Genomic DNA, 23,855 nt, shown 5'->3' on the forward strand with positions numbered 1-23,855 from the left:
CAGACTCTGCCGGGGGCCGATCGGGCGCCACCGAACAGCCCCGGACGCCATCAACGCCAGGATAGGCGCAAGACACGGTAGTGCGCAAAGTACACCAATGGCCATCAGGCTATGCGACGGTGGTGAGCCCCTGGCGCGCGGTTGCCCGGGGTGGAGTGGTCATGGTCGCTCGCGGCGACCACGATCAGCCCCGTGCTTCAGATGCGCAGCGCAGAGACAATTCAGCATGATTTGAATAAAAAGCAGTCACACACCGACTGACCGCGTGACTTTTGCGAGCAGACCCGATACGATCACTGTATATATATACAGGTATTTATTGGGGGCACCATGGCGCTGCCGCTACTGAACGTCGAGGCGATACACCCGGATTTGTGGCGAGCCTCGCAGTTGGGCTCCGCCCACGGCCGCACGGTGACGAGCGGACATGAGGCGCTCGACGCGGAGTTGCCGGGCCACGGCTGGCCGACGGGGGCCCTGACCGAGGTGATCGTCCCGCAGCCGGGTTGCGGCGAACTGCGCCTGCTTAAAGCTGCGCTTGAAGCCGTCGCGACCCGGCCTGTCTTCGTTCTCCAGCCTCCGCACAGACTTCAGCCGGCAGCGTTCACCTGGTGGGGTGTGGGCGCCGAAAACATCCACGTGCTCAAGGCAGCCACGACCGCAGACAGCCTTTGGGCAGCGGAACAGATCCTTCGTGCCGGAACCGCAGGGGCGCTGCTTTTCTGGCAGCAGCAGGTACGCCCGGAGGCGCTACGTCGCCTGCACCTCGCCGCGCAGCACGCGGATACGTTGCTGTTCCTCTTTCGTCCTACGGCTGCGGCGAACTCGACGTCCCCCGCTCCGTTGCGTATCTCGATCGACGCGGCGCCCGACGGCGTGAATGTCTCATTCATCAAACGCCGTGGGCCGCATCGCGACAAGCCCGTATTCGTTGCGCTCTCCCCTTCGCCTGTTCTCCTGAATCGTCATGCACCACTGGATCGGCGTTCATCTGCCACGCCTGCCCATCGAGAGCTTCTGCCCAACCTGGTACATGCCGGTGTCTGACAACGGTTTCGTTGTTCTGGAAAAAGGCCGCGTGCTCGATGCCGACGCAGCCGCGCGGACGCAGGGGGTTGTCGATGGCATGCGTCGGGGCGGCGTGCTCACGCTCGCGCCGGACGCCGATCTCAGGGAGCGTGAGCTCACGCGTGAAGAGCAGACGGTACGGGGTGTCGCGTTCGCCCTGCTCCAGTTCACGCCAAACGTCGTGATCGCCGACGAGAACGTCGTTCTCGCAGATGTGACCGCCAGCCTGCGGCTTTTCGGTGGACTGCGCGCGCTTCGCCGACGCGTGCGTCGCACGGTTGCAGACTTCGGCGTGACGTGCACAGCTTCGATCGCACCGACCGCCGAGGCAACCTGGCTCATTGCGCGCGCCGGCGGTGGCGTCGCGCTCACACAGCGGTCCCTTTCGCGCGCACTCAGGCGCATCCCACTGGGCGTGCTGCCGGCTGCGAGACGTTTCGCCGACTGGTTTGATGGTCTTGGATGCACAACGATCGATGACGTGACACGCCTGCCGCGCGCCGGACTGAAAAAGCGCTGTGGCACCGCGCTGCTCGATGCGCTTGACCGCGCGAAGGGCGAGGCCCCCGAAGTCCACGAATGGCTCACGATGCCGCCCGCGTTCGATGCCCGTCTCGAGTTGCCGGACCGCATCGAGCATGTAGAAGCAGCGCTCTTCGCAGCGCGCCGGCTCACGCTGCAGATGACGGGCTGGCTTGCCGCCCGCCAGCTGGCCGTTGCGCGTTTCGTTGTCTCGCTCGAGCACGAGCGCGGCCGCGATGCGATTCCCCCAACGGACGTGGAAGTCGCGCTTGGCGAGCCGACGTGGCACGAGGAGCACCTCGTGCGGCTGCTGAAAGAGCGACTCTCGCGGATCGAACTCGCGGCCCCGGTCATTGCATTGAGGCTCGAAGCAAAGGATGTACGGGAAGCTGAGACACCGAGTGAGTCGCTGTTTCCCGAACCGGGAGGATCGCCGCAGGATCACGCGCGCCTTATGGAGCTGCTTACGGCAAGGCTTGGCACAGCCAATGTGATGAAAGCAGCGCCGGTCGCCGACTTCCGCCCGGAAGTCGCCGCGCAATGGGTGCCAGTCAGCAGCGAGACCAGACCCTCACGCACGAATCTGCCGCGCGACCTCCCGCGCCCGTCGTGGCTTCTTGAGGTGCCCATCCAGCTCATCGTGCGCGGCCATCGTCCTTTCTACGGTACGCCGCTGCGGATGGTGTCGCCCGGAGAGCGGATCGAGTGTGGCTGGCAGGACGGTCACATCGTGACGCGCGACTACTTCGTTGCCGAAGCCGAAAACCATCTGCACTACTGGGTATTTCGTGAGCGCGTCGGCAGTCGTGATGAGCGCGAACCACGCTGGTTTCTTCACGGCCTGTTTGGCTGAGATGCGGGCGTTGCTGCAGGGGCGCTATTGTTGTGATCCGTTGACCCGTCGGGCGTGCGCTTTTGCGCAGAACCGCCCTCAGGCATCCTGTGGCCGGATCGTCATGCCGCCGCCCGGCGAACGCTCCGGATACCGTCTGCCCGACTCAGGTGAGCGGGTTGTGAGGAACGGATGACGGCTTCGAGTGGAGCGACATGCAACTGCTCCTCGTGTAACGTCAGCAGTTCTGCGAACAGTTCGAAGGTTGCCGGATCGATACCCCAGATGCCAGACGCCAGCGCCGCGCGCAGGCTGCGCTCGAGCGCGTCGTGCGCTTCGGTCAAGCCCTCAATGCGCGCCCGGCCATACCCCGCATCGAAGAGGTGTGACGTACTGACGATGATCTGTGCCATCGTCACGAAATGAGCAAGATCGCCGCGCTGCAGCCGGAGGCTGGAAAGTGTGAGGTGATACGCGATCATCCGCTGACGGACGGCGCTCTCCGGCAGGGGAAGCAAACGAACAGCCAATGGAATGCCGCAGCGGCGCTTCGAAGCGCCTTGCCTGGTTCGGGCCATGACAGGAAAGGATCAAGGATGCTTTCCTTCGATAACGGCAAGATTGTTGTCGCGCTTCAATCCGGTCGCTGACCCACAAAGGCAATCCACGACAGAAGCTGCCTCAGGACGTCGATCTCCCGGTCACAATGGCAGCCGCCTGCTCCTGTACCGCAGGCGTCCCGGAACCAGAGCGCTTCCATGTCGTCAGCAACGCTTTCCTGCTATTCGTTATCCGGAAATCCGCCATCGGAAATCTGGTGCCTGCGGGACTGCGTCGACAGAAGCCGGGGCGGCTCAAGAACGATGCCCCACGCGGTCAGCAAACCATCAAAAGACAGTTGACCCGACTGCGCCCGGGGCGCGGGCAACGCGACTCCGGTCGCCCGATAGTGAACGCGATCCTTCGCGCTTGCACCTGAACGCACGATGCGCTCAAGCGCCCCATTGCGCAGCGCGTACTGCACAGCATCGGAAGCCGTGCGGGACTTCATCAGTCCGGACGCCACAATCTCGCTCACCGTCGCGCTTGCGCGTTCGCGAAACCACGCGAGGAGTACCTCAGCGTTTTCGTGCATGCTCATGTTCGGCCCTCCCTGCGCGCGGGGCTTTGCCGCGCCATATGTGTAGTGGTTGTCAATCCCGTGTCTGGCCCGTCAGCCCGGACCATGCAATGCCATGCTCATGCGCCTGCAAACCGTCATGCGTCTTTTTGTTCATCGAAGGGTACGTGTTCGCCCGTCGACGATTGCTTGCCAAGCTTGCTTTCATTTTCCATGGCGTCCTGCCACGCGAGCATGGCGTTCGCGACAGCGTCCTTCTCGCCGCTGAAGGACAGCACCGTCTCTCCGCACGACGGACAGATCCCGCCGAATGCAGCCTGGATACCCGCCATGTTTCGCGTGTCGAGCGCGTCGAAATCGCTGAATGCGGTCTTGCATGCACCACACACCAGCTTTTCCGGGCGCAACGCATCTATCTTCGCCTTTGCCTGCGCGATGCGTTGTTCCTGCGTCCCGCGCTGTTTTGCCTGTCCCATCGTTTGTGCTCCATTTGCTGTGAACCGGTTGTGGCCGGATTTTCCGCGATGTTAGCCCGCCGGAGTCCGGTTCATTCCGGAGAAAAGCCGATATTTTGGCCTTCCAGCCGGGTTGCGCTAGAATAATACTGTATAAATATACAGTATTGAGGGCGGAAAGACGGAATCAGGGCGTCCGGGTCCAATGGATCGGGTGCCGGCTGGGCCGCGCGCGCAATCTATGCCTGCACCTGGCTTTGGCGGACTGCCGGCGTATGCCGAACTCCAGTGCGCGTCGAATTTCTCCTTCCTCCGCGGTGCCTCGCACGCCGACGACATCGCCGCGCGTGCGGCGCAACTGGGCTATGCAGCAATCGCCGTCACGGACGAGTGCTCGCTGGCCGGGGTCGTGAGAGCGCACGTCGAAGCGAAAACCACAGGTATCCCGTTCATCGTGGGGTCCGAATTTGCGCTGACGAATGCCGACGGCTCGCACGCCCTGCGCTTTACCGCCCTTGCCATGACGCGGGAGGGCTACGGCAATCTCAGCGAACTGATCACGCTTGCGCGCATGCGCGCGGACAAAGGCAGCTACCGGCTCGCCACACGCGACCTGGATCACCCGGAGGCTTCGCACGGACACCTGAAGGGACTGCCGGACTGCATGGCGATCCTCATCCCGGAGTACCCCGCGAATGAGACGCGCCTTGATGCGCAACTCGAATGGTTCGCAGCGACGTTCGGTGAGCGCGCGCGGATCGCACTGACGCTTCATGCCCGCGCGATGGACGACCTTCACCGCGGAGCGATCGAGCGGGCTGCTGCACGCCATGCGGTGCCCGTGGTGGCCACCGGCGCGCCGGTCATGCATGTCCGCTCGCGCAAACCCCTTCAGGACGTGCTGACTGCAATCCGCCTCGGGCGGCCGGTTGCCGGGTGCGGCTATGACCTCGCGCCCAACGCCGAACAGCATCTGCGTTCGAGATTACGTCTGGCCAATCTCTATCCGGCAGGCGCCCTCGCCGAGACCGTCGAGATCGCACGTCGCTGCACGTTCTCTCTCGATGAGCTGCGCTACGAATATCCTGACGACCTTGTGCCCGAAGGCTTCACGCCCGAGGCTTACCTGCGCCAGGAAACCTACACCGGCGCGCACCGGCGCTGGCCATCGGGCATTCCGCACAAGGTCCAGGAACAGATCGAGCACGAACTCGCGTTGATTGCCGACCTGCGATACGAGCCATACTTCCTCACCGTGTATGACATCGTGCGCTTTGCACGCAACGAGGGGATTCTCTGTCAGGGACGCGGCTCGGCTGCCAACTCCGCTGTCTGCTACTGCCTGGGCGTGACAGAGGTCGACCCCGCACGCTCGTCAATGCTGTTCGAGCGCTTCATCAGCAAGGAACGTGGCGAGCCGCCGGACATCGATGTCGACTTCGAGCATCAGCGTCGCGAGGAAGTCGTCCAGTACATCTATCGCAAGTACGGGCGCGATCGCGCGGCGTTGACGGCTGCCGTGACGACCTATCGTCCTCGCAGCGCGCTGCGGGAGTCGGGTAAGGCGCTCGGCGTGGACCCGGCCATCGTCGACCGTGTCGCCAAGGCGCATCACTGGTTCGACTCGAAGGAAGACCTGCTCAGCCGCTTTGCTGAAGCGGGCCTTGACCCACAGGCGCCACTCATTGTGCAGTGGGCGAATTTCGCCGCCCTGCTGCCTGGCTTTCCGCGTCATCTGTCGCAACACAGCGGCGGGTTCGTCATCAGCCGCAGCAAGCTCTCGCGACTCGTGCCCATCGAGAATGCCGCGATGGTTGATCGATCAATCATCCAGTGGGACAAGGACGACATCGAGGCACTAGGACTCCTGAAGATTGACGTGCTCGCGCTCGGCATGCTGTCGGCCGTGCGCCGTGCACTTGACCTGATCTCGGAAAAGCGCGGTGAGGTGTTCGAGTTGCAGGACATCCCGGCCGAGGATTCCACAACGTACGAAATGATCTGCCGTGCGGATACGGTCGGCGTGTTCCAGATCGAGTCCCGTGCGCAGATGAGCATGCTGCCGCGCCTGCAGCCACGGCAGTTCTATGACCTCGTGATTGAAGTCGCAATCGTGCGCCCCGGCCCGGTCCAGGGCGGGATGGTCCATCCGTACCTGCGCAGGCGGCAAGGCATCGAGCCGGTAACCTTCCCGAGTCCACAGATGGAGCAGGCGCTCGCCCGTACGTTGGGCGTGCCGATCTTCCATGAGCAGGTCATGCAGGTTGCGATGCTTGCGGCGGGCTTTTCTGCAGGCGAAGCCGACCAGTTGCGCCGTGCGATGGCGGCGTGGCGTCGCAAGGGCGGACTTGGCGTCTACTACGACCGCATCGTCAACGGCATGCTTGAGCGTGGTTACGAGCGCGAGTTCGCTGAACAGATCTTTGCCCAGATCCAGGGCTTCGGCGAGTACGGCTTTCCGGAAAGCCACGCGGCGAGCTTCGCCCTGATGGTCTATGCAAGCGCGTGGCTGAAGTGCCACGAGCCAACGGTGTTCGCGTGCGCGCTGCTCAACTCCCAGCCGATGGGATTCTATTCGCCGTCGCAGCTTGTCCAGGATGCGAAGCGCCACGGCGTACGAGTACTGCCTGTCGACGTGACCGTGAGCAACTGGGATTGCGCGATCGAAGGCCCAACGACGCGCGATCCGTTGCGGCTCGGTATGTCACTGGTCCGCGGCATGAAAGCAGAGGCCGCAGCGCGCATTGAAATGGCACGCGCGGTGCGACCGTTCCGCGACGTGTCGGATCTCGCACGCCGAGCGCAGCTCGACCGGCGCGATCTTGAGGTACTCGCTTCTGCGAACGCACTGCGCGCCCTTGCGGGAGAACGACGGGAAGCACTCTGGCAGGCGGTCGCGGCTGTGCCCGACCGCGACTTGCTGCGCGGCGCCACCGATGACGACGAGACGCCGGAACTTGCGCCGATGACCGAAGGTCAGGAGATCGTGGGTGACTACCGTGCGACGGGCCTCACCCTCGGTCGCCATCCGCTCGCCCTGCTCCGCCCACAGCTTGCAAAAATGCGGCTCGTGCCTTCGGATGCGCTCATGCGCTATCGTAACGGACAACTTGCGCGCGCCTGCGGCATAGTCACGGTCCGGCAACGGCCGGGCACGGCGAACGGTGTGATGTTCATGACGCTCGAAGACGAGGCCGGCAGCGTGAACGTGATTGTCTGGCAGTCAGTGCTGGAGAAGTTCCGTCGTGAGGCACTCGGCTCGTCGCTGCTCGCAGTCTACGGCGTTTGGCAGCGCGAAGGCGAGGTGCGGCATCTCGTTGCAAACCGGCTCGTTGATGTGACTTCCATGCTTGGCGAGCTTCCAACCGTGAGTCGTGACTTCTGCTAGCGGAGAACCCGATGAACATCCGTGTTGGCACAGCGTCGTGGACCGATCCGACACTCATCAAGAGCAAACGGTTCTATCCGCCCGGGTGTAGCAGCGCGGAAGCTCGTCTGCGCTTCTATGCGACTCGGTTTCCGCTCGTTGAGGTGGACTCCAGCTACTATTCGATGCCCAACGGGAGCAACTCCGTTCTGTGGGTCGAGCGCACACCGTCGGACTTCGTTTTCAACATCAAGGCGTTCCGGCTTTTCACGGGCCACCAGACGCCGCGCGATATGTTTCCGAAGGACATGCAGCCCGCATTGCCGCAGAACGGGAAGAAGAACCTCTACTACAAAGACATGCCAGACGACATTCGTGCCGAGCTTTGGAGACGCTACTTCGAGGCAATAGCACCCTTGAAGGATGCAGGAAAACTTGGGGCAGTGCATTTCCAGTTCGCACCATGGATTACGTCGGCACCTGACGGGCGCGTGCACGTCGAACATTGTGCGGAATGGATGGCCGGTCGTCATCTAATGGCCGTCGAGTTTCGCAACCGCAGCTGGTTCGATACAAAGCATTCTGAAGCGACGCTCGCATTCGCACGTGAACATGGACTCATCAACGTGGTGGCCGATGAGCCTCAAGGATCAGCCAACTCGATTCCTTCCGTGTGGGAAGTCACGAACCCTGCGCTTGCGCTGGTACGCCTGCACGGGCGCAACCACGAGACCTGGAACATCAAGGGCGCAACCGTTGCGAGTGATCGCTTTAACTACGACTACAACGACGATTAGTTATCCGAACTGTCAGAAAAAATAAGGAGCATTGCTGCGTCCGTGGCACAGACGCATGTCGTGTTTAACAACAATCACGAAGATCAGGGGCAGCGTAACGCGCGCGTGCTGATGAGCCTTCTCGGCGACGGCGCGGTGTCGGCCGTGACATGAGCGATACCAGAGTGCGGCCAGTCTCAGCCGTTCGTGAACGCAGCAGTGCGGACATCCGGACATCCAAATGTCTCTTCGAGCCACGAAGCTGTCAGTCAATTCAAGCGAGAAGACTTAGAAGCTGTTGCGAAATTAATTAGACAGCTTTAGTCGACTCCAGCAAATCATGGAACAGGCAAGCGAAAGGAAGGCCTCGTGAATATAGGCATGTCGTTCATAGCGAATCTTCAAGCGTCTGAAGGAATGCAGCCAGGCAATCGACCGCTCGACGACCCAACGCGTTTTGCCCAGACCGCTACCGTGCGGTGCGCGCAGCCTGGCAAGCAAAGGAGTGATGCCACGCTCGCGCAAGCGTCGGCGGTGCGCGTCGGAACTATAGCCTCGGTCGCCTTGCACGATTTTGGGCTTGCGCAACGGGCGTCCGCGCTTGCCGCGCAAGCAGGGAATCGCGTCTACCAGCGCATCCAGCTGGGTGACGTCGTGAACATTCGCACCAGTCAGGATGACCGCGAGCGGGATACCTTGCGCGTCGACGATGATGTGGTGCTTGCTGCCGAGTTTGCGCCGGTCCGTCGGATTGGGGCCTGTTTTTTTCCCGCTGCCATCGCACGAATTGAAGAGCTGTCGACGATGGCGCGCGCCATATCGAGCTGTCCGCGACGACGCAACTCCGCCAACAGCGTCTCGTGGATACGTTTCCAGACACCCGCTTTCTGCCATGCGACCAGTCGTCGCCAGCAAGCGGTGCCCGAACCGCAGCCCATCTCCTGGGGAAGCAGATTCCACGCAATCCCTGAGCGCAGCACAAACACGATGCCGGTCAGTATGGCGCGGTCCGGCGTCGGTTTGCGGCCCGCGTATCGGCGATTGCGCGGCGCTCGCGCAGGCAGCAGTGGTTCGATGAGTGACCACAGTTCGTCGTCTATGAGTTCTTTGGCCATTGCTTCCTGTCGAGCAAAACAAGACAGAAAGTTAACAGCAGTCGGGAAAAGTTAACAGCCCCTATGGGTAATTTCGCAACAGCTTCTTAGCAGTGCAAGCGCGGGCACAGGCGACACGCAATCCAGGAGCGGGGCAACAGACTTCTCTTACGACAGGGAATCATGCCGCTGGTTGCGGTCAGCCTGCTCACAATGTCGGAACCGGGTAGCGAGCTCACCGCCGGTATGCCTCTCTTAGTGGCACTGGTCGTTCCAGGTGTCCATCGCCGAATCCTGGGTAAGACCGTAGTCCTCGACCCAAACACGTCCTTCCACCCCTTGCTGAGGATAGGCAACATCCTTCATCCCGTAGCTGCCGATATTACCCGCGACGACATCCCCCTGATCCGGATCGTGGCCGCCATACCACTCGAGAACATAAAACCCACGCTGTCCGCTGGCGATGAAATAGTCGCACCCCGACTGCGTGTAAACGACGACGGCGGTGTCGGCACGGGCGTAGGCACCGATAAGCGCGAAGGAACAGGCAATCGCCAAACCAAGCTTCTTGAACGTCTTCATATCAGAGTTTGAAAGCACAACCATACGCAATCTAAATACCGACCACTGACCAGTGAGCTGTGAAGCGGAAGCCTTTTAGCGATCTGCCGCTCGAGGATAACTACCCACCCTTCTCTTTCACGGGTCCGATGAACTGCTTGCATCCGTCAGCCGGCCTGTTCATGAGTGAAACGCGCCGTCCTGATGGACGCGTAGCCATGTCGAGGTGAGTAGGGAGTTCTCGGAAAGGCTAGTCACGCGCCTCGAAAACTTCGCGAGATTCGGATCGACGCGGGGCAACAGGACGCCTGAATACTTCACTGAACGCTCGGTCGCAGTGCTTTTCACCACAATCTGTCGCATTCCGCCTGTCGCCTCGGCTAGTCAATGGACATCCGTCTGCGAGCGAGACAGCGGAGTCGCTAACGAGTGTTAGCGAGATAGCCGCGCCTTTCGATGCACCGGCTCTCGCGCGGAAGGTCTCACTGTCGACAAAGCTCCGCTAGTTCAGGAGCATGCTGCCGTCCGATTCGAGGCTCGTTAGCATCTCCACCGGCACACCACGACCGGTTGCACGTAGACCGGCTGCATAACATATACCGGTCGTGACGCTTCCGCTGCTGCGGCTCCTGCTGCCACCGCAGCCGCACCGGCCAGAAGCCCGGCGCCGATAGCGTTCATCGTCTGTGCCCGCCTCGCCGAATCGGTTTCCGCTGCTAACGATGTCGTCTGGTACATCTGCAGCTCACCGTTGCATTTGTCGCCCCAGGTCGTGGGGTTCGCCGCTTTGCATGCCAGAAACGTCTGCCGGTCTTGCTGGGCTGCACTTTCCATTTCGGTTGTGCATCCACCAAGGAGCGAAACGGTCACCGTACCTAAAACTATTTTTTTCATGACTTAGACCCCGCTTATGTAGTTGATTTATCTCCTATATGATTCATTATACGGTGCTGCATAGTCGATAGCAGCCATGGGCCTGCTACCTGATGACGCTCGCGCCCCGATTGCGTCATGCCAGGACAATAGTCAGCAACCGCTAGCGCCACAACACGAAGCGTTTGGAGAGGCTGATACCAGAATCGGGGTTGCAGCGATTAACTTCTCAGATGGCAGTCGGCCAGCAGCGGGCGACCGTCTCGCTGAGTCAAGGGGCCTAAGACTCGCCAAAAGGAGACGCTACAGGCGACGCGCTTTAAACGAGCATTGGCGACATGGTGACGCATACAGATTTCTTACACCACCCTATATAGTTGATTAATCAACCTACTTTTCACGAAGGAAATCTGATGAAGGCCGCCATTCGAATCTTTGCAATCATTTGGCTATGTCTCGCTGGCGTCGCACACGCGCAAATCGGCTATATGCAAATGGGCAACCAGCGAAGCTATACCAATGGTGTTACGGCAACAGAAATCGGAAACACGACGATGTACAGCAACGGGATGTCGGCGACCCGGATTGGAAATCAGACGATGTACTCGAATGGAGCGACTGCTACGCAAATCGGCAACCAAACCATGTATTCCGACGGCGTAACTGGTACACAGATTGGAAACCAGACAATGTATACCAACGGTCGCACATGTACTCGACTCGGGAATCAGGTGATGTGCAACTAGTGCCACATCACACATCAATAGGTCCCGGGACATTGCGGCTCCAGGGAATCCTTATACTGATCTTTGCTCAGTGCTCGCCCAAAGCGAGTGTCGAAAATCATCTCCTACCGGAAAAACAAACTAGATATCTGTGCGGTCGCGGTCAGGGCCGCCCGCACGCATAACCTTGTGAGAGACCGTGGCTTTAACTCTAGTAATTCTCGTCATCCTCGTCGCGGCCCTGCTGTGGCGTTATTCAATCGCCACCAACGCACTATCTGCAAGCAAGAAGGAGTCGGCCGACCTAAGCGTGCGCTTCGAAGCGTTGCGAGCAGCAAAGGAAGAGAACGACGCTGCGAACGCGGCTGCGGCTGCAACTTTGAGGGAGCAACTGGTAGCAACGACAGCGGACAGGGATTCTCTCGCCCAGTTTTCGAGCATACGCGACACGTCGGTCGAGGCCGACCGAATAAGGGCCGAAGCTGCTCAGGTCCTGATCTTTGCTGAGAGCAAATCGGCTGCGTCGCTCGCGGCCGCCGAGAAAGAAGCAGCCCGCCTGGTCGCGGAGGCAACCGCAGAAGGCAAGAAGAAGCGCGGAGAGGCGGAACTGGAGATTTCGCGTGCCAGCGCGCACGCAGCGAAGGTTATCGAGGACGCTCAAACACGAGCAGAGGAAATTGGCGGTGATGCTCTGCGCGCGCTCCATGAAGCCGACCGACTGACGGCCACCGTTGCCGCGCTGAAGAACGTCATCGATGGCTATGGGGATTCGTATGTGATTCCCAGCCACAGTTTGCTGGACGACCTGGCACAGACCTACTCACATACAGAAGCCGGCAGGCAGCTCAAGGTTGCGCGCGATTATTCGAGGTTGATGGCAACGCAGAGGCGGGCGGCTGAATGCGACTATGTCGAGAAAGTCCGTCGAGATACTGCCATCAGATTTGTGGTTGATGCGTTTAACGGAAAGATAGACTCCATCCTTTCGCGAGCCAAGGTGGACAACTTCGGCACGTTGCAACAGGAAATCAGGGATGCCGCTGCTCTCGTGAACAACAATGGCGCCGCATTCCGCAACGCGCGAATTCGGAAGGAGTACATTGACGCGCGCGTTGAGGAACTGGTCTGGGCGGTGCGCGCGCACGAACTTCGCGAACGTGAGAAAGAGGAGCAGCGGCAGATTCGCGAGCAGATGCGTGAGGAGGAGAAGGCTCGCCGCGAGTACGAGCGCGCAATCCGTGATGCTGCAAAGGAAGAGGATCTAATTCGACGCGCCATGGAGAAGGCGCAAGGTCAGATTGCACGCGCCTCGGAAGAGCAGAAGGCTCAGTTCGAGGCCCAGCTCGCCGAGCTTGAGGAAAAGTTGCGTCAGGCGGAAGAAAAGAACCAGCGCGCACTTTCAATGGCGCAACAGACAAAGGCCGGCCATGTTTACATTATTTCCAACATTGGATCGTTCGGCGAACACGTCTACAAGGTTGGCCTGACGCGGCGCCTTGAGCCGTTGGACCGCGTCCGGGAACTCGGTGACGCGAGCGTGCCGTTCTCGTTCGACGTGCATGCAATGATCTGGTCGGAGAACGCCCCTGAGCTCGAGCGTACATTGCATCGCAAGTTTTTCGAGACGCAGGTCAACAAGGTGAACCCGCGCAAGGAATTCTTCCACGTAGGGTTGGCGGATCTGCGCGCTTCCGTTGAGCAGATGGGGCTCAACGTCTCGTGGACGATGACCGCCACCGCTGCGGAGTATCGCGAGAGCCTTGCGATTGCGCGACAGATTGAGGCTGACCCGGAGCGCCGCGACAAATGGTTCAGGCAGCAAGTCGCCTACGAGGCGGCCCTGGACAACGACGAGGAGAGTGCCATGGATGCTGCGGCCGTATAAGCAACTGAACGGGCCAACCTAACGTTGCGGCGATTCTGGCCCACTCATTCATCCATCCAAGGCGCGAAGCTATCCGCGTCGAGCGAGGACGGCGGGCACCACCGATCGTCGCCGTGAGCCTAGTACGGGGCACGCGCGAGCCGCACGCGCCGCGTCTCTAACGACAGGCCTACGACTTCACACATATCTTGGGATCCCTTTGATTTTCACGCGGTTTTCCGATTAGACCGCGCGAGGACTGTAGCGGCATTGCCTTTCGGCCCTCGCTGCGTCTTGCGCGCGTTCGGCCTTTCGGTTCCGCCGCTTCTGCCGCATGCACGCAGCGCGCATGTGCTTGTCCTCGAGCACGGCGACGTCCCCGAAATCATCGATCGTCTCTAAGCGCCCGATTCGCGCATCACATAACCCGCTTAACCAGCATCGCACGCTCTGCGCGGCGCTTGGGCAAACGGGCTGTGGCCGTTCGAGCATCAGGGGGTCGGCTTACTGTCGTCGGAGGGCTTTGGCCAATCCTGTGCCGGTCGATGGGTTTGGGGCTTTGGCGGTGGATCCGTAGGCGAAGAGGCACCAGGCGTGCCGAGCGCGTCCTGCACCTGCTGGTCGACGCGCGCGTGGCGATACTGGTCCATCGCCCGGTTCAGTCGCCCGTCGCTGAACTGCACGCGCAACCCGGCGTCCACGGCCACCCTCGCGGCCGCCAACTGGTACGCGTCGTCGCCAGTCAGTTCGAGCGTATGGCCGAACTTGCCCTGCGCGAGCCGCAGCCCGGTTTCGATGGCGGACCGCTCCGCCTGCAGCACCTGAACACTGGTGCCACGATCACGAACAATGTCGCGGCCGTCATACCGATAGGTGACGTGGCCACGCTCGTTCACCGACCAGGACAGACCAGGCGAGCGGAAAATGATCGCATTGTATTCGTCCTGCGCGTGCTGCCGTGGAGTGTTCGGCCGGATCACATTGAAGGCTTCGCCGCTGATCTCGGCATCGACTTTGACCGCCCCCGATACACGCTCCGGGCCGGCAGTGCGTCGCAACTCCTCGAGCGCGCGCTCATCGCCCTGCTCCGCGCGCGTGCGCAGCCAGCCGGAAAAGCTCGGGCCGCCTGCCGCTCCGAATTTTTCCTTGAGTGCGGCCCGCTCGCGTGCGATCGACTCCCGCAGCGCGTCGTCGCGGCCCAGTTGCCCGGCGCGTGCGAGTGACGTCGCCGCGCGTCGGCCAGCCGGTGTGAGTCGCACATCCCGCCGGATTTCCGCGCGCCTGGTGTCGAACGCGGCGCGGATCTCAGCGCGGCGCCACTGTTCATTTGCGCGCTGTGTGAGCCACGCGTCACTACGGGCCACGACATGCGCTTCGCGCGCGACCGAGTATTCGCGCCAAAGTGCCGCGCGTGGCAGCTCGCGCGGAGCCGGAACCGGCTCACCGGCCTGCTGTCGCTCATACACTGCGCGTAGCAATGGTGCGGCTTCACTCCACGACAGATTCAGTTCCTTAGTAAGGAAGTCCGACACGTTGAGGTTGCGCGAGCCCGCGCGGATGCGATCGGCGCCGTCGCGGCCCGTCGTGACCGCATATTTCGCGGGCCGCACGCCGTGTGTGTACGACAGTTCGGCAAGCAGGCGACTGGCATCGAGACCCTGGCGAATCTCACGAAACTCGGCGTGCTGACTACCTGACTCATCACGCTGCCGAAGCTCGCGCGCGAGTTGCGAGACTACACTGTCCGAGACGCGGCCAGTGTGTCGCGGTGTGGCATACGTGGCGTCGTCGGTGCGAGAGCGGCGCAACCGGTACGGTGGAACATCAACCGCGAATGCGTGCTGTGTCCGCAGGATTGGCCGGCTTGCCTCGAACTCGAACAACGCGTCGATCGAGTCGAACCGGTCTGGAAACGCGTCTCGCCGGTTGCCGGAAAACCAGCCTGGCGGCGACATGCCGGATGGTGTCCGTGCCGGATGCGGCTGCATCATTGGCAGGCTGTCGAACGGATCGCCGAACGCATAGTGCCTCTCAAGCGCACGGTTGTACGCGTCCAGCCCGCTGACTGAGGGGGCTGCGTGCCCTACTCGTTGCGCTGCAGGCTCTCCATCGCGATCTGCAGCCCGTCGCAGGCCGTGCGCGGATACGGCGCCGTCTGGCTCCAGCTGGTGAAACGCATGATGCGGCAATAGCACTGCAGATCGATGTCCGATGCCGTCCACAGGGCGGCCGGGCACGTTTCGCACAGCGTCGAAGGGTTCGGGCGCCGCGTGCGCCCCACCTGGGATAAGGTCAAACTCGGCATCGAGGCCGCCGTATCCATCATCGATGGGTTCGGGCGCGTCGAGTTCTGATTCGCGCGCGCCTGTCCCGTAGACTGCGTCGGGCGACTGGGCGCCGAATTCAAATGCGCGTCCGCTTCTGTGAAGGTGTCCGTCGAGGCCTGGGAGGGAGTCGTCTGCTCGTTCATGATGTGCCTTCAGATGTTGTGCGTAAAAGCCGCGTTCAAGATCCACAAGCATCAGCTCGCGGTCGTGGGGAGAGGATTCCTGATAACGCTGGTACTGACGGCTACCGCTGTTGAGATACTTCACTTCGCGCGCGCGGGTCGCGTACCACTCATCCAGCACGGCCGCTATGTGCGCTGGTGTGCGTCTGGGCGCAACACCCGCCTCATAACGGTCGGCCGCATCTGCCGACAGCGCCTGCAGCTTCTCTGCGGTCGGCAGTGCGATGAATTCAGGCGTGAATACGTATTCCTTGAGGTTCACGCCCTTGTCGGCGCCAGCCGGCTTCACATTCAGGTAGGCGTTGTCGAGACCGGTATTGCGCATGCGCACGGCACCGTGCTCGTGCAGCAGCGCCATGAAATCCGCATGGGTCTCGATCTGGCGATCCAGCACCGCGTCGAGAATCTGTTCCTTCAGCTCACGACCGTTCGCACGGAACAGGTCGCCACGGTAGCGGCTGATCATTTCCGATGCGTCGGTCAGCAACGTGCGCCGGTTGTCCTTCGGACTCGCAAGGCCATACTGCGCGTTGACATGCTCCTGGAACGCGTCGATGAAACTCAGGTTGGCGCGCACGTAGCCGAGCGGTTCCAGGTGCCTTTCAGCCAGCAGGTTCCAGCGCGGAATGACGATGTGGATGTGCGGCTTGCGCTCAACCAGTTCGCCAGTCCGCTGGTCCACATAGCTCTTGATCCGGGGCAGGTGTGCCTCGGCATAGAAGCTGTATTCGTCCGGGCGGTAGGCGTGCAGCGCGAACGCCTCGAACTCCCGGACGATCTGAAACAGCGTTTCCCGGGCGACGTGATCCTCCTTGAAGGAGAGCGTGATGGACAGGTAACGTTCGACACCGGGTGCGGCGTTGATCGACTGGATCACTGCGTCGGTCAGGTCGAGATCACCGGCGAGCACCACGCGCTCATCAAGGTCATCACGATCCAGGTCGCGGCCAACCTTGCGGCCTTCCTCGAGGTACTGCTTCACGCCGTCGTGACGGCCGTCCACTCTAATCAACACGATGAAGATGGGCCTTCAGCAGTTGCGTGATCAACTCCAGTTCGTCGACCAGGGCGACGAACGTGGATTCGGATAGCTGGCCAGCCACGCGCGCCGTATTCGCCACGTGGACCAGCTGGTTGAGGTTGTTGCCGGTCTTGTTGATCACGTACATGATCCGTTGTCGCTCAACGGACGCGGGTGGGCGCGCGACGATCTGCGTGCGGTTCGTCAGGATGCATTCGCGCAAAAAAACAGACGGACTCATGCCGGAACGTTCGACCTTTTCATTGAAGATCTGCCACTGGTCGTCGGTGAGCCGCGTGCTGACCGGCCTGCCAAGGGCCTTCTGCGCTTTTTTTCGTCCACGGCGCTTGGCTTCCGCCACAACATTGAGATCGTCTGCGCTCATCGCATGTTTTCCGTTACCAGAGAGACATCGGGCGGCGAACTGCCGCCACCGGCGTGCAAGAGTCAGGGACCGTACTGGGTTCGCCCGTATTGCGAATTGACAGGCCCCTTCACGTCACTCCCGGCCGACTGGCACTGGTTCAGGAAATCGCCTCGCGCGTTGGCCGTGCCGCCCTCATCGAAGTGACCGTGGTGAAAGCGGACGATGGAAAAGTAGCCCGTCTCGTATTCGGCGCACGTCTTGCCGCCATTGCCACCCATGATCAAGCCGGCAAGACAGAGCACCGCGCCACACGCATCCTGGTTATCAGCGGCGTGCGACGACGGCGTGGCGAGCGCGCAGGCCAGTGCCGCGCTGCACAGCGCGGCCGCAATCGCCCGTCGTTTCATTGCGTTCATGATCTAACGTTCCCCTCGAGGAGATGCGGTGGTTTTCGGCTAGGTGAGCGTGTGTGCCAGACGGGCAACGACCCAGATGAGCGCGGCGCCCGCGCAGAACGCAATGCCCATGAAGGCGACGAGCGAACCGGTTGCTGCAACTGCCGGATTCGTGGGTACGACGCGACCACGCGATTCAACGGCAGCCCGCAGCCGCGCCAGTTCGTCCACGACATCCGCTGTTGCCGCCCGTCGCGCCTGGTCAGCCGCCTTCGCGGCCACCTCGCCGATGAACGCCTGGCGCGATTGCGTGAGCAGCTTCGTCAGTTGCGTGTTCTCCTCGCGCAGCGCCTGCACCGTCGCGGTCAGTTTCTGGTCGGTGGACTCCATCAGCGCGACAACATGGTGTTGTGCATCCACGACCTTCATCTGCTCGATCAGGATCTCCGCGAGCACGGCCAGCTCGTTCGACGCCGGCATCGTGGCGATCACCTGGCCCAGGCGCTCAGACGCTCGCCCGGCGTGATCCGGCTGCGGCGTCGGCTCGTTCATGCATCTACCCCTGCCATCAGTGCGGTAAACGCCCGATCCAGCAACGGCTCGATCGACAGCGCCTTGCGTTTGAGGCCAACCAGCCTCACAAGACGGTCCTTCTCCGAGGCACTCGCAGCGTCGATCAGCTGCACCTTGTAGTCCACCCCGTCTGTCGCAATATCGTGGATCGTACGACCGGCGGCCGCCGCAAGCGTAAACACGTCGTTCTTTGGGATCAGCGCATCCTGATTAAGTTCGAAAGTCCGCTCCCTCTCATGCAGTTCGAACAGTTCCCAGAAGTGCCGGCGCAGCGTTATCTCGCGGTCCTCGCTCCTGACCAGATCGACCTTGTTCAGCAGCACACGGATGCGCGCAGGCTCGACGTCGAGATCCGCGAGCATGTTGATCGTCTTCATGGAGTCCTTCATCTGCTTGCTCTCCGGTTCGACCGGCACAACGAAGCACGCGTAATCCTCCTGTGCCCCTTTGGCACCATTGAGGCGGTTGAGATACTCCTCGACGTTCGACGCACCGATATCGACCAGCAGATCACGGCCGCGCATCAGCTCGTCATGCAGTTCGTCAAAGCGCGCGGCAATCATCACCTCGACCTTCGGGCCGGCCGAGTCATCCGTATTGGTTGACTCAATCTGGCGCACCAACATGGACGGCAGCCTTGGCGCGAGCAGTTCGCGGGTCACGGTAGTCTTGCCGACGTTGCCCGAGCAGTTCACGATAGCCATACTCATTTTGCAATCCTCATCAATAGTTGGAGTGCCGCCACTTACATCACCTTCGGTGCCAGGCCGCCTGTCTGCGCTTGCGCGGATAGCGGGATGTTCGACGGGCCCTGGGCAGGCGCGGCCTTCGGTGCCGTCCACGCCGCATGCAGCTCGGCCGCGCGCCTGTCGATCTCGGCCGGGCCGGCGTCACGACCCAGTTCGCCGCGTGCAATCCGGGCCTCGATCTCCGTGCCCGCCTGCATGCGGGCATCGAACCGGCGAATCACCTCGGCACGCATGCGCGTGGGGGCCCGCTCAAGCGACTTTTCAAGGACTTCGCGCAACTGCGCGACGGTTTTGGGTGCTTCAGGCGTGGGCGGTGCCGCCATGTCCTCTGCAGGCGAGAAACGCGCTGCGCTGGCCGCCGCTTCCGGTTTTGGGTTTGACGGCGCGCCCGCTGGATTCTCCTTCGCCGGGTTCGTCTTCTGCGCGACATCCGGCGCGGGCGACGTTCCGGCCTTGATCGTTAGCGCCGCACGTTCACGCTTCGCGGCCTCGAGCAATGCCTCATCGCTTTCGGCCGGCTTGAAGCCCTTTACATCCACACCCGCGAGGGACGCTTCGATCCACGCGTTGCGGCGGAACGTTTCGCTGCCGCGCACGACGATCGAATCCCAGTTCTTGGCCTTCGCCACCGCCACCATGTCGGCAATCGTTGCGCGATCGTTCTGCCGGGAGTTCAGGCGTGCCCCCACGTCCTCGAAGTGCGGCTGCGTGGTCGCGGTCGGATCCGACTGCACGCCCGGCTTATCTTCCATGCCTTCGAGCTTCCAGAACCGCCCATCCTTCACCATGTATCGCGAGGCGACGTGAGCGGGCACGTCGTAGCCGTATTTCGTCACGACCGGCTTGCGTGAGGCAGGGTCGACGCCGATCTGGTTGTCGCGGCTGTCGGCGATACGCGCAACGCCAGCCTCGTGCGCGTCTGCCGCTGCACGGGCGTCGCCCGCGTGCTGCCCTGGCATCGGCTTGCCCTGTTCGCGCAGCAACCGCTCGGCGGCCGCCCGCTCGCCGTCGCGCACGGTGCGCACGCGCTCCAGATCCTGCGTCGACACGGAATCGAACACCGGACGCTCCGGTTCGTTCGCCGGATTTCTTGCGTCCGCTTCATTCTGCGCAGACGTCTGCGTGCGCTGGATCTGCGTGTCGATCATGCCCGACACGGCTGGTGTGTTCATCGACGTATCGTTCGCTGCGCGGCCGGGCTGAACGACGGGTTCGTTAGCCGCCGCCGCGTTGACAGTCGGGCGAGCGACGTCCTCGTTGCCGGGTACGGCATTTCCCGTGATGCCACGCAGGCGCATTGCGTCGTCGATTGCCGCTGCATCGCCGACGTCGGCAAAGGTCACCGCATCGCCGTCCATCTTGACCTTCGGTTGCGCCTGCGGCGCCGGGGATTGCACCGGAGATGCATCGACCGGCCTCTCGAGTGCTTCACGCACGTGGGTCACGAACGGCTCGCGGGCGGCCGTCGACAGAAACTCAAGCTCCTGATCGAGCGCGGCGGCAACTTCAGGCGCGGTCCTGCCTTTCGCGAACTCCTCGCTGATACGCCCCGTCAGCTCGCGAAAGTCGGCCAGGTCTTTCGCCACCATCGGCCAGTCAGTTCTGTCCTCGTGCTCACGACCGGTCGCAGGCATGGCCTCCACGGGGTCAAACGCTTCCGCCATGTCCGCGAAGGTGGCAATGCCGTCATCGCGCTCTGGCTCGCGATGGCGATGCCGCTGTTGCGGCGCGACGCTTGCCCCGTCAACCTGAGGCGCGTCGTCCACCGGGTCGGAATCCGTCACGTCGCGCGCAGGCGTGCGCTCGTCGATTTCCATCGGACTCAAGCCCGCTTCATCGCGAAGTTTGGCCAGCGCTGCGGCTGCCCGTAGTGGCAGGGTCTCGGCCGCAAAACCCGTGCGGTTGCGGATCTGCTCGCCAATCGCGCGCTCGCCATCAACAGCGTTGCCGGACATGCGCCACGCTTCACGATGGATCGACTCCAGCCGCTGCTCAAGCGCCAGCGTATGGTTGACCTCGTTGCCACGCAGCGTGACCGCCGTCGTAATCGACTGGATCATTTCGCGAAAGCGCCGGCCGAGCGCCGCGTCGTCGAGCTTCGGCAGTGCAGCCTGCTGGCCAACACGTACGCCCTGTAAATACAGATGCTGCCGGTCGGCGAAATACTGGTGCCGCGCGTGGACACCGGCTTCCCGCACTCCGTCAATCATCTCGAACGCAGAGGCACCCTGCGCGCGCAACCGGTCCCGTGCCTCCAGCCCCGCCTTTTCCGCGGCGGCCTGAAGGGAGTCCCGCACGAAGGCGCGGGACTCATCGAGCGGTTGACCCATCAGTTCGCTCAGCCGTACGGCTTCCCGCTCGATGTCGGCTTCACTGCCGAACAGCGTCTGCGGCTGCCCGCGCACTGGTTGGCGTGCCTGCCGGGCGTCCTGCGCTGTCTGCGGCTCATGCGCAGGAATCCACCGCGCAAACGGCCCAACGTCAGTGCCACCCGGCACGTACCATTTTTTCGATCGCCGGTCGAACCTGGCGCCCAGATCGTGCGCCGCGTCCTTCTCCCTGAACGGGACGTCCAGATACGTCCGTTTGCCTTTTGGCCTTTTCGGGTCAGCCATTTGATACCTCCTGTGCTTCGTTGTCCGCCGGCGCGACAGACGCGAGCGCCGGTTCAATGCGGTCCTGGACGGCGTCATCCCCGCCTGCCACGTTGAAATCGATGCGGAGGCCCGCGAGCATTTCGTGCACGTCCTCACGCATCACGACACCGAGCTCGCCCAGGTCAGCCTCGAAGCCTGCGAGCGCCATGCCGGTCGCGAGCGGCCCGGGTGTGCGCTGGTCGAGCACGAGAAGCTCGGCCGCGGTCAACGGCTTTGCACCGGCCTGACGTGCAAGACGGATCTCGCCAGCTGCCCTCGCGGACAGCGCCGCGTGATACGTCTCCGGGTTGTGCGTCGGGATGCCGGTCGCGCGCAGCTCACCGGCACGCCAGGCCGCCTTGATTTCGTCTTCGTTGGGCAGGCGCTTGTTGATTGCACCGAGCATCGGACTGACCGAGCGCATGCGGTCGATAAACAGGTCATCCTCGTAATAGGTCGCCTTCTCGCACAGGATCGGACGCTGGAAGCCAAGCACGATTTCCTGGTCCTGCTCCATGCGCTTCAGTTCCTGATCGAGCATCAACGCGCGGCCCTGATCCGACGTGTTCGTGCCGGTCGAGGTATTACGGCCGTGATTACGGCTTTTCGAGGTTGCCTTTTCGGTGAACGTGCCCAGCGTCTCGGACAGTTCCTTTGCATCCTGCTGGTTGCCAGGCGCATACGCCACCAGCACTGCGTGGTTGGTGATCAGCGTGCGCGCCCCGGCCGGCCCGTACAGATCGTTCGGCTCCAGCTGCGCCTTCGACTGCAGGATCGTAAGCAGGCGAATCCAGTAGCCCGCGATGAACGCGTTGCCCTTGTCGAGGACCGCGATGCGACCGAGCGCGGTAAATTCGTCCCCCACGCCAAGACACTGATATTTGATGGTCGGATCGTCGCCCGGCAGCACGTCGAGGTTGTCCTCGATCCACTGCGTGTAGAACACGTTGCCGAGCAGGCTCGCGACGGCAAGCTCACGCACCGGCAGCACAATGTAGATCGACATCAGCTCGCGCCGCACGCGGTCGAGCTCGAAGTCGCATGCGCTCGTCGCCTGGTCGACGATCGGGTTGCTGAACAGGCGCAGACCGGCGTTAAACGTCGCAACAATGTTCAGCATCGTCTCGTCGGGCGAGGCCAGCACGCGCGAGAGCGCGCCCAGGCAGTCGCCCGACAGCGGCACCCCCTTCTGCGGTTCGTGCTGCATCAGGTCCGACAGGTGCTCACGCACTTTCCTGTCGGGCGTGGTCGCGAGCCGCAACACCTGTCCGAACGTACAGTCACCCGTCATCTCCATCAGGTAGAGCGCGAGGCCCATGAACAGGTCACTCGCCTGCTCATAGAAGAACTTGTTGCGACCGTCGGTCGTGTGATACAGGCGCGCTGCGATCGCCTGCAGCCGACCGACCCGCACGAAGGATGGACTCTTCGCAATCCTGAAAAGCGGATTCCAGCGGTGCGTGTAGCCAGTCTGATCAAATGGCGCCCAGCGAAACACCTGCTGGCCGCAGGCCTGCCGGTAACGCGACGTCAGGTCGTAGTTCTCTCCCTTCACATCGAGTACGACCACCGAATCCGGAAAGGTGAGCAGATTCGGGATCACAATGGCTGCACCTTTGCGTGAACGCGTTCGCGCAGCAACCATCACGAACTCCGTTCCGCGGAAAGTCAGGTACTTGCCCTTGTACCGCCCGACGATGATCGACGGGTCGCGGTGATCGCCCTTGCGGCCGCCCCTGTTTCGCCCGCGCCCGTTGGCCTCATCGAGCAGGCCGTACCGCCGAACCTCGTAGCTGTAGGCGAAGCGGGCATCGCCGTGCAGTTCGCGCTTCGGCTTCATGACCAGCGCCGCGACGATCGCCACTACCGGTACAAGTGGCACGATGACCGATGCCGCTGTCGCCATCTGCAGCGAGCGTTTCACCGCCTTCACATCGCCAAAGGCGCGCCAGTAGTCGTGCAGCGTCCACAGCCCGATTGCGGAGTCCGGCAGCTTTTCCAGCTTCGCAAACAGCATCGCGCCAACGTACTGGCCGGTGGCAGCGAGACCGATCAGAACCACCAGCGCAAGCAGACCGGCCGCGATGATCCGGTCGGCAAGCGTCGCGGTTTTTATCAGCACGGCGCTCGCACACACGCCCCACAACGCGCACGTCACGACGACGAGAGCAATCACGGCCCCCATTTCGACAGGATCGCTGATCGCGTCGAGATGAAGCAGACGGCCGGCGGCGAACACGACTGCGCCGGACACAATGCCAGGCAAGCCGCCAACAAGGAGACGGGCTTTCATGCTGACGCTCCCACTGCCGCCTGCGTCTGCCGCTCCTGGGGTTCCGGGCCGGTTT

General features: G+C 62.3%; 17 protein-coding genes and 1 pseudogene. 6 read left to right on the plus strand and 12 right to left on the minus strand.

Features of this window, described 5'->3' with window-relative positions:
* Positions 1–330: 330 nt before the first annotated feature.
* Positions 331–1,047: a translesion DNA synthesis-associated protein ImuA gene (imuA, locus tag JMY28_RS24630; protein WP_201698505.1), complete on the plus strand. Its 717-nt coding sequence runs from the start codon at positions 331–333 to the stop codon at positions 1,045–1,047.
* Positions 968–2,443 carry a Y-family DNA polymerase gene (locus JMY28_RS24635; protein ID WP_201698506.1) on the plus strand — a complete coding sequence of 492 codons (1,476 nt, stop codon included), beginning with the start codon at positions 968–970 and terminating at the stop codon, positions 2,441–2,443. Before imuA ends, JMY28_RS24635 begins: the two co-directional genes overlap by 80 nt.
* A gap of 101 nt (positions 2,444–2,544) precedes the next feature.
* Here the strand turns inward: JMY28_RS24635 and JMY28_RS24640 are convergent, their stop codons facing one another.
* The 3 genes from JMY28_RS24640 to JMY28_RS24650 form a co-directional block, all read right to left on the minus strand.
* Positions 2,545–3,000, minus strand: a complete 456-nt coding sequence (locus tag JMY28_RS24640) for a hypothetical protein (protein WP_201698507.1) — start codon at positions 2,998–3,000, stop codon at positions 2,545–2,547.
* A gap of 203 nt (positions 3,001–3,203) precedes the next feature.
* Positions 3,204–3,563, minus strand: a complete 360-nt coding sequence (locus tag JMY28_RS24645) for a hypothetical protein (protein ID WP_201698508.1) — start codon at positions 3,561–3,563, stop codon at positions 3,204–3,206.
* 116 nt (positions 3,564–3,679) lie between these two features.
* Positions 3,680–4,018 (minus strand): hypothetical protein, encoded by a 339-nt coding sequence (locus JMY28_RS24650; RefSeq protein ID WP_201698509.1) that lies wholly within the window; start codon positions 4,016–4,018, stop codon positions 3,680–3,682.
* Between the two features lie 220 nt (positions 4,019–4,238).
* On the opposite strand from JMY28_RS24650, the gene JMY28_RS24655 reads away from it, so the two are divergent.
* Together JMY28_RS24655 and JMY28_RS24660 are read left to right on the plus strand one after the other, a co-directional pair.
* Positions 4,239–7,385 (plus strand): error-prone DNA polymerase, encoded by a 3,147-nt coding sequence (locus tag JMY28_RS24655; RefSeq protein ID WP_201698510.1) that lies wholly within the window; start codon positions 4,239–4,241, stop codon positions 7,383–7,385.
* An 11-nt stretch (positions 7,386–7,396) separates the two neighbouring features.
* Positions 7,397–8,314, plus strand: a pseudogene (locus JMY28_RS24660) (DUF72 domain-containing protein).
* 132 nt (positions 8,315–8,446) lie between these two features.
* Here the strand turns inward: JMY28_RS24660 and JMY28_RS24665 are convergent.
* Both JMY28_RS24665 and JMY28_RS24670 read right to left on the minus strand, forming a co-directional pair.
* Positions 8,447–9,255 (minus strand): IS5 family transposase gene (locus JMY28_RS24665; RefSeq protein WP_201698511.1). Its coding sequence is split into 2 segments (ribosomal slippage): positions 8,447–8,919 and positions 8,919–9,255, totalling 810 coding nucleotides; the frame shifts between segments, so codons are not numbered across the junction.
* A 234-nt stretch (positions 9,256–9,489) separates the two neighbouring features.
* Positions 9,490–9,816: a hypothetical protein gene (locus tag JMY28_RS24670; RefSeq protein WP_201698512.1), complete on the minus strand. Its 327-nt coding sequence runs from the start codon at positions 9,814–9,816 to the stop codon at positions 9,490–9,492.
* A gap of 1,265 nt (positions 9,817–11,081) precedes the next feature.
* Here JMY28_RS24670 and JMY28_RS24675 point away from each other — a divergent pair.
* On the plus strand, positions 11,082–11,414 hold the full coding sequence (locus tag JMY28_RS24675; RefSeq protein WP_201698513.1) for a hypothetical protein: 333 nt from the start codon (positions 11,082–11,084) through the stop codon (positions 11,412–11,414).
* A gap of 178 nt (positions 11,415–11,592) precedes the next feature.
* Complete coding sequence (locus tag JMY28_RS24680; RefSeq protein WP_236597019.1) at positions 11,593–13,278, plus strand: DUF4041 domain-containing protein; 1,686 nt, start codon at positions 11,593–11,595, stop codon at positions 13,276–13,278.
* 470 nt (positions 13,279–13,748) lie between these two features.
* Here the strand turns inward: JMY28_RS24680 and JMY28_RS24685 are convergent, their stop codons facing one another.
* The 7 genes from JMY28_RS24685 to JMY28_RS24715 all read right to left on the minus strand — a co-directional run bounded on the left by JMY28_RS24685 (position 13,749) and on the right by JMY28_RS24715 (position 23,800).
* Positions 13,749–16,781, minus strand: coding sequence for an LPD7 domain-containing protein (locus JMY28_RS24685; RefSeq protein WP_201698514.1), 3,033 nt, complete (start codon positions 16,779–16,781; stop codon positions 13,749–13,751).
* Positions 16,771–17,172 (minus strand): plasmid mobilization protein, encoded by a 402-nt coding sequence (locus JMY28_RS24690; RefSeq protein WP_201698515.1) that lies wholly within the window; start codon positions 17,170–17,172, stop codon positions 16,771–16,773. Before JMY28_RS24690 ends, JMY28_RS24685 begins: the two co-directional genes overlap by 11 nt.
* Positions 17,173–17,234: 62 nt before the next feature.
* Positions 17,235–17,570, minus strand: a complete 336-nt coding sequence (locus tag JMY28_RS24695) for a killer protein (protein ID WP_236597020.1) — start codon at positions 17,568–17,570, stop codon at positions 17,235–17,237.
* Positions 17,571–17,609: 39 nt separating this feature from the next.
* Positions 17,610–18,101, minus strand: a complete 492-nt coding sequence (locus JMY28_RS24700) for a hypothetical protein (RefSeq protein WP_133189209.1) — start codon at positions 18,099–18,101, stop codon at positions 17,610–17,612.
* Positions 18,098–18,832 (minus strand): StbB family protein, encoded by a 735-nt coding sequence (gene stbB, locus JMY28_RS24705; RefSeq protein WP_236597021.1) that lies wholly within the window; start codon positions 18,830–18,832, stop codon positions 18,098–18,100. Before stbB ends, JMY28_RS24700 begins: the two co-directional genes overlap by 4 nt.
* 35 nt (positions 18,833–18,867) lie before the next feature.
* The gene (locus tag JMY28_RS24710) at positions 18,868–21,486 is read right to left on the minus strand and encodes a DUF5710 domain-containing protein (protein WP_201698516.1); all 2,619 of its coding nucleotides are present in this window, start codon (positions 21,484–21,486) and stop codon (positions 18,868–18,870) included.
* Positions 21,479–23,800 carry a type IV secretory system conjugative DNA transfer family protein gene (locus JMY28_RS24715; RefSeq protein WP_201698517.1) on the minus strand — a complete coding sequence of 774 codons (2,322 nt, stop codon included), beginning with the start codon at positions 23,798–23,800 and terminating at the stop codon, positions 21,479–21,481. Before JMY28_RS24715 ends, JMY28_RS24710 begins: the two co-directional genes overlap by 8 nt.
* Positions 23,801–23,855: the final 55 nt, after the last annotated feature.

The organism is Paraburkholderia hiiakae (assembly GCF_904848665.1).
GTDB lineage: Bacteria > Pseudomonadota > Gammaproteobacteria > Burkholderiales > Burkholderiaceae > Paraburkholderia > Paraburkholderia hiiakae.

What these genes read in the sequence shown, in the direction of transcription:
- imuA (WP_201698505.1), top strand. Translation starts at nt 331, where the DNA reads ATGGCGCTGCCGCTACTGAACGTCGAGGCGATACACCCGGATTTGTGG.
- JMY28_RS24635 (WP_201698506.1), top strand. Translation starts at nt 968, where the DNA reads ATGCACCACTGGATCGGCGTTCATCTGCCACGCCTGCCCATCGAGAGC.
- JMY28_RS24640 (WP_201698507.1), bottom strand. Translation starts at nt 3,000, where the DNA reads ATGGCCCGAACCAGGCAAGGCGCTTCGAAGCGCCGCTGCGGCATTCCA.
- JMY28_RS24645 (WP_201698508.1), bottom strand. Translation starts at nt 3,563, where the DNA reads ATGAGCATGCACGAAAACGCTGAGGTACTCCTCGCGTGGTTTCGCGAA.
- JMY28_RS24650 (WP_201698509.1), bottom strand. Translation starts at nt 4,018, where the DNA reads ATGGGACAGGCAAAACAGCGCGGGACGCAGGAACAACGCATCGCGCAG.
- JMY28_RS24655 (WP_201698510.1), top strand. Translation starts at nt 4,239, where the DNA reads ATGCCTGCACCTGGCTTTGGCGGACTGCCGGCGTATGCCGAACTCCAG.
- JMY28_RS24670 (WP_201698512.1), bottom strand. Translation starts at nt 9,816, where the DNA reads ATGAAGACGTTCAAGAAGCTTGGTTTGGCGATTGCCTGTTCCTTCGCG.
- JMY28_RS24675 (WP_201698513.1), top strand. Translation starts at nt 11,082, where the DNA reads ATGAAGGCCGCCATTCGAATCTTTGCAATCATTTGGCTATGTCTCGCT.
- JMY28_RS24690 (WP_201698515.1), bottom strand. Translation starts at nt 17,172, where the DNA reads ATGAGCGCAGACGATCTCAATGTTGTGGCGGAAGCCAAGCGCCGTGGA.
- JMY28_RS24695 (WP_236597020.1), bottom strand. Translation starts at nt 17,570, where the DNA reads ATGAACGCAATGAAACGACGGGCGATTGCGGCCGCGCTGTGCAGCGCG.
- JMY28_RS24700 (WP_133189209.1), bottom strand. Translation starts at nt 18,101, where the DNA reads ATGAACGAGCCGACGCCGCAGCCGGATCACGCCGGGCGAGCGTCTGAG.
- stbB (WP_236597021.1), bottom strand. Translation starts at nt 18,832, where the DNA reads ATGAGTATGGCTATCGTGAACTGCTCGGGCAACGTCGGCAAGACTACC.
- JMY28_RS24710 (WP_201698516.1), bottom strand. Translation starts at nt 21,486, where the DNA reads ATGGCTGACCCGAAAAGGCCAAAAGGCAAACGGACGTATCTGGACGTC.
- JMY28_RS24715 (WP_201698517.1), bottom strand. Translation starts at nt 23,800, where the DNA reads ATGAAAGCCCGTCTCCTTGTTGGCGGCTTGCCTGGCATTGTGTCCGGC.